At 71.9% G+C, this 7,940-nt stretch carries 7 protein-coding genes; 1 reads left to right on the top strand and 6 read right to left on the bottom strand.

What is annotated here, in order from left to right; all coding sequences use genetic code 11:
* Positions 1 to 330: 330 nt before the first annotated feature.
* From proC to ACZ6C1_RS34745, 5 genes are all read right to left on the bottom strand, one after another.
* Positions 331 to 1,140 (bottom strand): pyrroline-5-carboxylate reductase, encoded by an 810-nt coding sequence (gene proC, locus ACZ6C1_RS34765; protein ID WP_469246810.1) that lies wholly within the window; start codon positions 1,138 to 1,140, stop codon positions 331 to 333.
* A 92-nt stretch (positions 1,141 to 1,232) separates the two neighbouring features.
* On the bottom strand, positions 1,233 to 1,970 hold the full coding sequence (locus ACZ6C1_RS34760; protein ID WP_469246808.1) for an ABC transporter permease: 738 nt from the start codon (positions 1,968 to 1,970) through the stop codon (positions 1,233 to 1,235).
* On the bottom strand, positions 1,967 to 2,734 hold the full coding sequence (locus ACZ6C1_RS34755) for an ABC transporter ATP-binding protein (protein WP_469246806.1): 768 nt from the start codon (positions 2,732 to 2,734) through the stop codon (positions 1,967 to 1,969). Before ACZ6C1_RS34755 ends, ACZ6C1_RS34760 begins: the two co-directional genes overlap by 4 nt.
* A gap of 107 nt (positions 2,735 to 2,841) precedes the next feature.
* The gene (locus ACZ6C1_RS34750; protein ID WP_469246804.1) at positions 2,842 to 3,363 is read right to left on the bottom strand and encodes a hypothetical protein; all 522 of its coding nucleotides are present in this window, start codon (positions 3,361 to 3,363) and stop codon (positions 2,842 to 2,844) included.
* A 34-nt stretch (positions 3,364 to 3,397) separates the two neighbouring features.
* Complete coding sequence (locus ACZ6C1_RS34745) at positions 3,398 to 3,715, bottom strand: hypothetical protein (protein WP_469246822.1); 318 nt, start codon at positions 3,713 to 3,715, stop codon at positions 3,398 to 3,400.
* Positions 3,716 to 3,870: 155 nt separating this feature from the next.
* Here ACZ6C1_RS34745 and ACZ6C1_RS34740 point away from each other — a divergent pair, with 155 nt between their 5' ends.
* On the top strand, positions 3,871 to 6,030 hold the full coding sequence (locus ACZ6C1_RS34740) for a protein kinase domain-containing protein (protein WP_469246802.1): 2,160 nt from the start codon (positions 3,871 to 3,873) through the stop codon (positions 6,028 to 6,030).
* On the opposite strand, the gene ilvD is transcribed toward ACZ6C1_RS34740, so the two are convergent.
* Positions 6,031 to 7,884, bottom strand: a complete 1,854-nt coding sequence (gene ilvD / locus ACZ6C1_RS34735; RefSeq protein ID WP_469246800.1) for a dihydroxy-acid dehydratase — start codon at positions 7,882 to 7,884, stop codon at positions 6,031 to 6,033. It abuts the gene before it with no gap.
* Positions 7,885 to 7,940: the final 56 nt, after the last annotated feature.

Here is a 7,940-nt window from a genome sequence, read left to right as displayed (position 1 = left end):
TTTCCCTTTCCGGCGGTTCCGACTCTATCAGATCCTTTCGGGCCTGATTCCCAGTCAGAGGGGGTTGTCTTTCCGGCTGTTGGGCCGTTCCGACGAGTGAGACTTTAGCGGATTCCTCGGCTCCGACGCTAATCGGGGCTGCGCTCGTTCGAACGCGGATTCCTCATTTCGCAAAGGCGCACGAAAAACGGGACGACGGATCGTCGCTCGCTTGGAGTGGTTCTTGCGGAATGGCTGTCCGGGGACCGACCGGAGTCGGCGCTCACGTCGGACAACCCGGAGAACAGTACGGACCGGGCAGGGGCGTGTCAACCTCGGCCCGGTGCCGGGTCAGCCGTTGCCGGTGGCGAGTTCGCGGCTGCGGTCGCGGGCGGCTTCGAGGGCGGCGATCAGGGCGGCACGTACGCCGTGGTTCTCGAGCTCGCGGATGGCGCTGATGGTGGTGCCGGCGGGGGAGGTGACGGCCTCACGGAGCTTGACCGGGTGCTCGCCGCTGTCGCGGAGCATCACCGCGGCGCCGATCGCGGCCTGGACGATGAGGTCGTGGGCCTGGGCTCGGGGGAGGCCGAGGAGGATGCCGGCGTCGGTCATGGCTTCGACGAGGAAGTAGAAGTACGCGGGGCCGGAGCCGGAGAGGGCGGTGGCGGCGTCCTGCTGGGACTCGGGGACGCGGAGGGTCTTGCCGACACCGCCGAAGATCTCCTCGGCATGGGCGAGGTGGTCACCCGTGGCGTGGCTGCCTGCGGAGATGACGGACATGCCCTCGTCGACCAGGACAGGGGTGTTGGGCATGACGCGTACGACGGGGGTGTTGGCCGGCAGGCGCTCCTCGATGAACGTGGTCGTGATGCCGGCCGCGGCGCTGATGACGAGGCGGTCGGGGGCGACGTGAGGGGCGAGCTCGTCGAGGAGCGTGCCCATGTCCTGGGGCTTGACGGCCAGGATGAGGGTGTCGGCGCGCTTGGCGGCCTCCGCGTTGCTGACGGTTCCGACGCCGTACCGGGCGTGGAGTTCCTCGGCGCGGTCGGCGCGGCGTGTGGTGGCCAGGAGGTGGGCGGTGGGCCAGCCTGCCCGGATCATGCCGCTGAGCAGCGCTTCGCCGATCTTTCCGGTGCCAAGGACTGCGACTGTCTGGGTCATGGCTGAAGTTCACCTCGCCGGACGGGGGTACGTGACGCCATCCTCGCACCGGGGTGCCCGTCGGGGCGGGTGTGTCCGAGGGGCGGGCGGTGTCAGGGGGTGCGGCGGCGGAGGGTGGCCGCGCCGAGGACGAGGACGAGGAGTGCGCAGCCGGCGACGACGAGGGTGTCGAGGAGGAACTCGGCGGTCATGTCGGTGTGCCGGAGGACCTCGTTCATTCCGTCGACGGCGTACGACATGGGCAGCGCGTTCGAGATGGCTTCGAGGGCCGGCTGCATGGTGTCGCGCGGGGTGAACAGGCCGCAGAGCAGGAGCTGGGGGAAGATCACGGCCGGCATGAACTGGACCGCCTGGAATTCGGAGGCGGCGAACGCCGAGACGAAGAGGCCGAGGGCGGTGCCGAGCAGCGCGTCGAGCAGGGCGACCAGGAGCAGCAGCCAGGGGGAGCCGGTGACGTCGAGGCCGAGCACCCAGAGGGCGACTCCGGTGGCGAGGGCGGACTGGACGACGGCGAGGAGGCCGAAGGCGAGGGCGTAACCGACGATCAGGTCGGCCTTGCCGAGGGGCATGGCGAGGAGGCGCTCCAGCGTGCCGGAGGTGCGTTCGCGGAGGGTGGCGATCGAGGTCACCAGGAACATGGTGATCAGCGGGAAGATGCCGAGCAGGGAGGCGCCGATGGAGTCGAAGGTGCCGGCGCTGCCGTCGAACACGTACCGGAGCAGAGTGATCATCAGGACAGGTACGAGGAGCATCAGGGCGATGGTGCGGGGGTCGTGACGCAGCTGGCGGAGGACGCGGGCGGTGGTGGCGAGGACCCGGGAGGTGTTCATCGCTGGGCTTCCTGGAGGGCGTTGGCGGCGTCGACGAGGCGGAGGAAGGCGTCTTCGACGGTGGCGGTGTCGTTGCGGCGGCGCAGTGCCTCGGGGGTGTCGTCGGCGAGGATCTCGCCGCTGCGCATGAGGAGGAGGCGGTGGCAGCGTTCGGCCTCGTCCATGACGTGCGAGGAGACGAGGAGTGTGGCGCCCCGTTCGGCGGCGATGTGGTGGAAGAGGTCCCACAGGTCGCGGCGGAGGACGGGGTCGAGGCCGACGGTCGGCTCGTCGAGGACGAGCAGCTCCGGGGTGCCGAGCAGGGCGACGGCGAGGGAGACGCGGCTGCGCTGGCCGCCGGAGAGGTTCCCGGCGAGGGCGTCGGTGTGTGAGGCGAGGTCGACGTCGGTGATGGCGCGGGTGACCGCTTCCGCGCGGGCGTCGCGGTGGCGGTGGCCGGGGAGCAGGACGGCGGCGAAGTAGTCGAGGTTCTGCCGGACGGTGAGGTCGTCGTAGACGGAGGGGGCCTGCGTGACATAGCCGATGCGGGCGCGCAGTGAGGGGTCGCCGGCGGGGTGGCCGAGGACGTTCAGGGTGCCGGTCACGTGGGCCTGGGTGCCGACGATCGCGCGCATGAGGGTCGATTTGCCGCAGCCGGAGGGGCCGAGGAGGCCGGTGATGCGTCCGGGCGGTACGGCGAAGTCCAGGCCGCGCAGGACGGTGCGGTCGCCGCGTACGGCGGTGAGGTCATGGGCCTCGATGGCATGACCGGTAAAATTCACCATGTGATGAATATGGCGCCCGCGGGAGGTGGGCGTCAAGGAGGGGAACAGCGCGCGGGTGCTTCTGGTGTGTGGGCGCTTTGGTGTGTGGGCGCTTTGGCCCTTGGGCTTCAGCGCTTGGGCGTCTTCTTGCGGGCGGCCGGGTTGCCCGCGCGGGTGGAGCGGCGCTTCTCGTACCGGGCGAGGGCCGTCTCGTACTCGGCGCGCAGCAGCTTCTCGCCGGGCGCCTCGATGAGGGAACGGAGGAAGTACGCGAGAAGGGAGCCGATGAAGCCGATGGCCTTCAGGCTGCGCAGCGCGTCCTCGCGGGCCGGGTCGGCGGGGCGGCGGGTGAAGCCCTGCCACGTCCGGCTGAAGGCGATGGTGGTGCAGACGGCGAACATGACGACGAGCAGGGTGTTGACGAAGCCGCCGACGTCGGCGACCGCCAGGCCCTCGTGGGCGAAGCGGAGAACGAACGCTCCGCCCACGGCCGCGGCGAGCGAGCCGGCGGCGACCCCGGCGCGCCGCAGCCCGTAGCCGCCGTCGTGGCCGACCCAGGTCGTGCCGAAGAAGCGGATGGGCTCGGGCTGCGGCCCTGCGGGTGTGCCGCTGGTGGTGTCGCTGCTGGTGCCACTGGTCTGGTCGCTCACGGGGTCGATTATCCCCGGGCGGCCCGTGGAGCGGTCAGGAGCAGCGCACGGCGACGTAGCCGTCGCTGCCGGTGTTCACGTAGGCGTCGGAGACGTACTGGCCGTTGGCGATGTTGTCCCACAGGTTGGTCGTGCCGTACGGGCCGGTGACCGTCGTACCCGGCTTCTGGCAGTTGATCGGGACGCGGACGCCCTCGGCCAGGACCTTCACCACGGTGTAGTTCGTACCCGGGCCGCTGCGTACGTTGATCCGGTAGCCGGGGGCCACCGGGTAGCGCTTCACGGTGTACTCCGCGGTGTCGACCGCGTCCCCCGTCGCCTCCGCCGTCGCTTCCGCCGTCGCTTCTTCCATGGCCATACGGCCCTCCCCCGTCGAGGCGCGTGCCCCGTGCACGCGCGCCGCGCGCAGGCTAACAAGCCCTGACGGCATCGCACGCATCATCGACTAGGCTCCGTGCGTCGCGCTGGACGCGGGACGCGCACGGACGAACACACACGGGGGTGGCGATGCCGCCGTTGCGCAGTACCGGACCGGTTCCGGAGCCGTTTCCGGAAGCGGAGCATCCGCAGTACGCGGGTCGGTACCGGCTGGAGGAGTGCCTGGGTTCGGGCGGCATGGGTGTCGTCCACCTGGCCAGGTCCGGTTCGGGGCTGCGGCTCGCGGTGAAGGTCGTGCACGCCGAGCATGCGGCGGACGACGAGTTCAGGGCACGGTTCCGGCAGGAGGTCATGGCCGCCCGGCGGGTCAGCGGAGCGTTCACCGCGCCCGTCGTGGACGCGGATCCGGACGCCGGGCGGCCCTGGATGGCCACGCTGTTCATCGAGGGTCCGACCCTGTCGGAGCGGGTGAAGCGGAACGGCCCGTTGGGCTCCGTGGAGTTGCGGAAGGTCGGCGCCGGGCTCGCCGAGGCGCTGCGTGACATCCACCGGGCGGGTGTGGTGCACCGCGACCTCAAGCCGAGCAACGTCCTGCTGGCCGCCGACGGGCCGAAGGTCATCGACTTCGGTATCTCGCGGCCCGCGGACAGCGATCTGCGTACGGAGACGGGAAAGCTGATCGGGACGCCGCCGTTCATGGCGCCGGAGCAGTTCCAGCGGCCTCGCGACGTCGGACCCGCCGCCGATGTGTTCGCGATGGGCGCGGTCCTGGTCCACGCGGCGACCGGTCGTGGGCCGTTCGACTCGAACTCGCCGTACATCGTGGCCTACCAGGTCGTCCACAACGAGCCCGACCTGGCCGGGGTACCGGAGGACCTGGTCCCGCTGCTGAGGCGCTGCCTGGCGAAGGATCCGGCGGAGCGGCCCACGGCGGACGAGCTGATGGGCGAGTTGCGCGACGGTGGGCCCGAGGGCGGTACGGGCGCGGCGCTCATCCCGGGGCAGCGGCGGGCGGAGGAACCGGCTCCCGTGGACGACGGCTCCGGCGCCCCCGGCTGCGCAACCGCCGGCTTGAGGGCCGCCGCGCGCCGTGGGCGGCGACTGCGGTGGGCCGCCGGGCTCGCCCTGCTCGCCGGTGTGATCGCGGGCGGGGTCGTCGGGGTGCGGGGCGGCCTGGGCGAGGAGCCGCCCCCCGCCACCACCGCGCAGGCCGGTCAGGGCCCCGCGTTCCGGCCCTGGTCCGCCACCCTCGGCGCGGGCGGCGGCGAGAACCGCACACCCCTGTGCACCGCCGACGCCACCCGCGCCCTCTACTGCGCCGCGCCCGGCGTCAAGGCGGTCCGCCTCAGCCCCGCGAACGGCACCACCGTCTGGACGAAGGAGGCGACGGGCACCCGAGCGGGTGACGAAACGGGCGCCGCGCCCGTGCTCTCCGGCGGGCTCGTCCATGTCGTGACGCCGGGCCCGGCCCGCCTCGACGCGCTCGCCCCGGAGAGCGGCGACACCCGGTGGAGCGAGGACGTCTCCGCGTACACCAATGTCCTGCACGCGGGCGACACCGTGCTGCTCGTGGCGGCGGACGGTACCGTCCGCGCCCTGGACGGCTCGACCGGCGCGGAGCGCTGGAAGGGGCGGCGGCCGGCGGCGCCCGGCGCGCAGTGGATCACCGGCGGCGGTGTCGCGTACGCCGCGACCGCCTCGCCCGACGCGAGGTCCACGCTGGTGAGCGCGGTCGACCCGGCCGACGGACGGGTGCTGTGGACCAAGCGGATGAGCGGTGCCCTCAGCCCCGTACAGGCGGCGGGGGGCACGCTGCTGCTCCTGTCGACGGACACGGACCTGTACACCGACGCGGTCGTCACGCTGGAGACGGCCGACCGCACCGCTCGGCGTGTACCCCTGACGGTCCCGGCCGATCAGGCACAGGCAGTGATGGCGGGCGACACCGTGTACGTCATCGGGTCGGGCGGTTCGCTCACCGCCGTGGACACCACGGGGCGCGGCGCCCAGCGGGCGCAGCGCTGGCGGCTGGAGACGGGGGTGACGCGCGCCTCCCGTCCGGTCGTGGCGGGCGGGCACGTCCACCTGGCGGCGGCCGACGGGCGGCTGCTGGCCGTGGACGCCGAGCGTGGCGTGCTGCTGGGGGTGACCAAGCCACGTATGGACGGCGGACGGTACACGTTCGCGCCGCTGCTGCCCGCGCCCGCCGTCGCGAACGGCATGGTGTTCGCGACGGCGCCCGACGGGTCCGTCTTCGCGGTGGAGGCGGACGCCCCGTCGACGTGGTGATCAGCCGAGCTTGGTGACGTCCCGGACCGCGCCCTTGTCGGCGCTCGTGGCCATCGCCGCGTACGCCCGCAGGGCCGCCGAGACCTTGCGGTCGCGGTTCTTCGGCGCGTACACGCCGCCGAGGGCCTCGCGGCGGGCGGCCAGCGTGGTGTCGTCGACCAGCAGCTCGATGGAGCGGTTCGGGATGTCGATACGGATCCGGTCGCCGTCCTCGACCAGCGCGATCGTGCCGCCGCTCGCCGCCTCCGGCGACGCGTGGCCGATCGACAGGCCCGACGTACCGCCGGAGAAGCGGCCGTCGGTGATCAGCGCGCAGGCCTTGCCCAGGCCCCGGCCCTTCAGATACGAGGTCGGGTAGAGCATCTCCTGCATGCCGGGGCCGCCCTTGGGGCCCTCGTAGCGGATGACGACGACGTCGCCCTCCTTGATCTCCTTCAGCAGGATCTTCTCGACGGCCTGCTCCTGCGACTCGCAGACGACCGCCGGGCCCTCGAAGGTCCAGATCGACTCGTCGACACCGGCGGTCTTCACGACGCAGCCGTCGACCGCCAGGTTGCCCTTCAGCACGGCGAGACCGCCGTCCTTGGAGTAGGCGTGCTCGGCGGAGCGGATGCAGCCCTCGGCGGCGTCCACGTCCAGGGTCTCCCAGCGCTCGGACTGGGAGAACGCCTCGGCGGAACGGACACAGCCCGGGGCGGCGTGCCACAGCTCGACGGCCTCCGCGGACGGCGAGCCACCGCGGACATCCCACGTCTTGAGCCAGTCGGAGAGCGACGGGCTGTGGACGCTGTGCACGTCCTCGTTCAGCAGGCCCGCGCGGTGCAGTTCGCCGAGCAGGGCGGGGATGCCGCCGGCGCGGTGCACGTCCTCCATGTAGTACGTGCGGTTCTTCGCGACGTTCGGGGCGACCTTGGCCAGGCACGGCACGCGGCGCGAGACGGCGTCGATCTCCTCCAGGCCGAAGGGGACGCCCGCCTCCTGGGCGGCGGCCAGCAGGTGCAGGATCGTGTTGGTGGAGCCGCCCATGGCGATGTCGAGGGCCATGGCGTTCTCGAAGGCCGCCGTGGTGGCGATGTTGCGCGGCAGGACGGACTCGTCGCCCTGGGCGTAGTAGCGGTCGGTCAGCTCGACGACCGTGCGGGCGGCGTTCTCGTACAGGGCGCGGCGGGCCGTGTGGGTGGCGAGGGTCGAGCCGTTGCCGGGCAGCGACAGGCCGATGGCCTCGGTGAGGCAGTTCATCGAGTTGGCGGTGAACATGCCGGAACAGGAACCGCAGGTCGGACAGGCGTTCTCCTCGATACGGAGCATGTCCGCGTCCGAGATCGCGTCGTTGACGGCGTCCGACATGGCGTCGACCAGGTCGAGTGTGCGGACCGTGCCGTCCACGAGGGTGGCCTTGCCGGCCTCCATGGGGCCGCCGGAGACGAAGACCGTCGGGATGTCGAGGCGCAGCGCGGCCATCAGCATGCCGGGGGTGATCTTGTCGCAGTTGGAGATGCAGATCAGGGCGTCGGCGCAGTGCGCCTCGACCATGTACTCGACGCTGTCCGCGATCAGGTCGCGGGAGGGCAGCGAGTACAGCATGCCGCCGTGGCCCATGGCGATGCCGTCGTCGACGGCGATGGTGTTGAACTCGCGCGGGATGCCGCCCGCCTCGCTGATCGCCTGGGAGACGATCCGGCCGACCGGCTGGAGGTGGGTGTGGCCCGGCACGAATTCGGTGAAGGAGTTGGCGACGGCGATGATCGGCTTGCGGCCGATGTCCGCGCCCGGTACACCGGAGGCCCGCATAAGGGCGCGGGCGCCCGCCATGTTGCGGCCGTGGGTGACAGTGCGGGACCTCAGCTCGGGCATCGTCGCTCGCTCCTTCGGACGGATGTGACTCTTCGAGCGTACGCCCCGGCTCCAAG

The sequence above is a fragment of the Streptomyces sp. NPDC041796 genome (genome assembly GCF_055590785.1).
Note: the sequence above shows the minus strand (reverse complement) of the source record. Positions and strands in the feature narration are given on the sequence as shown.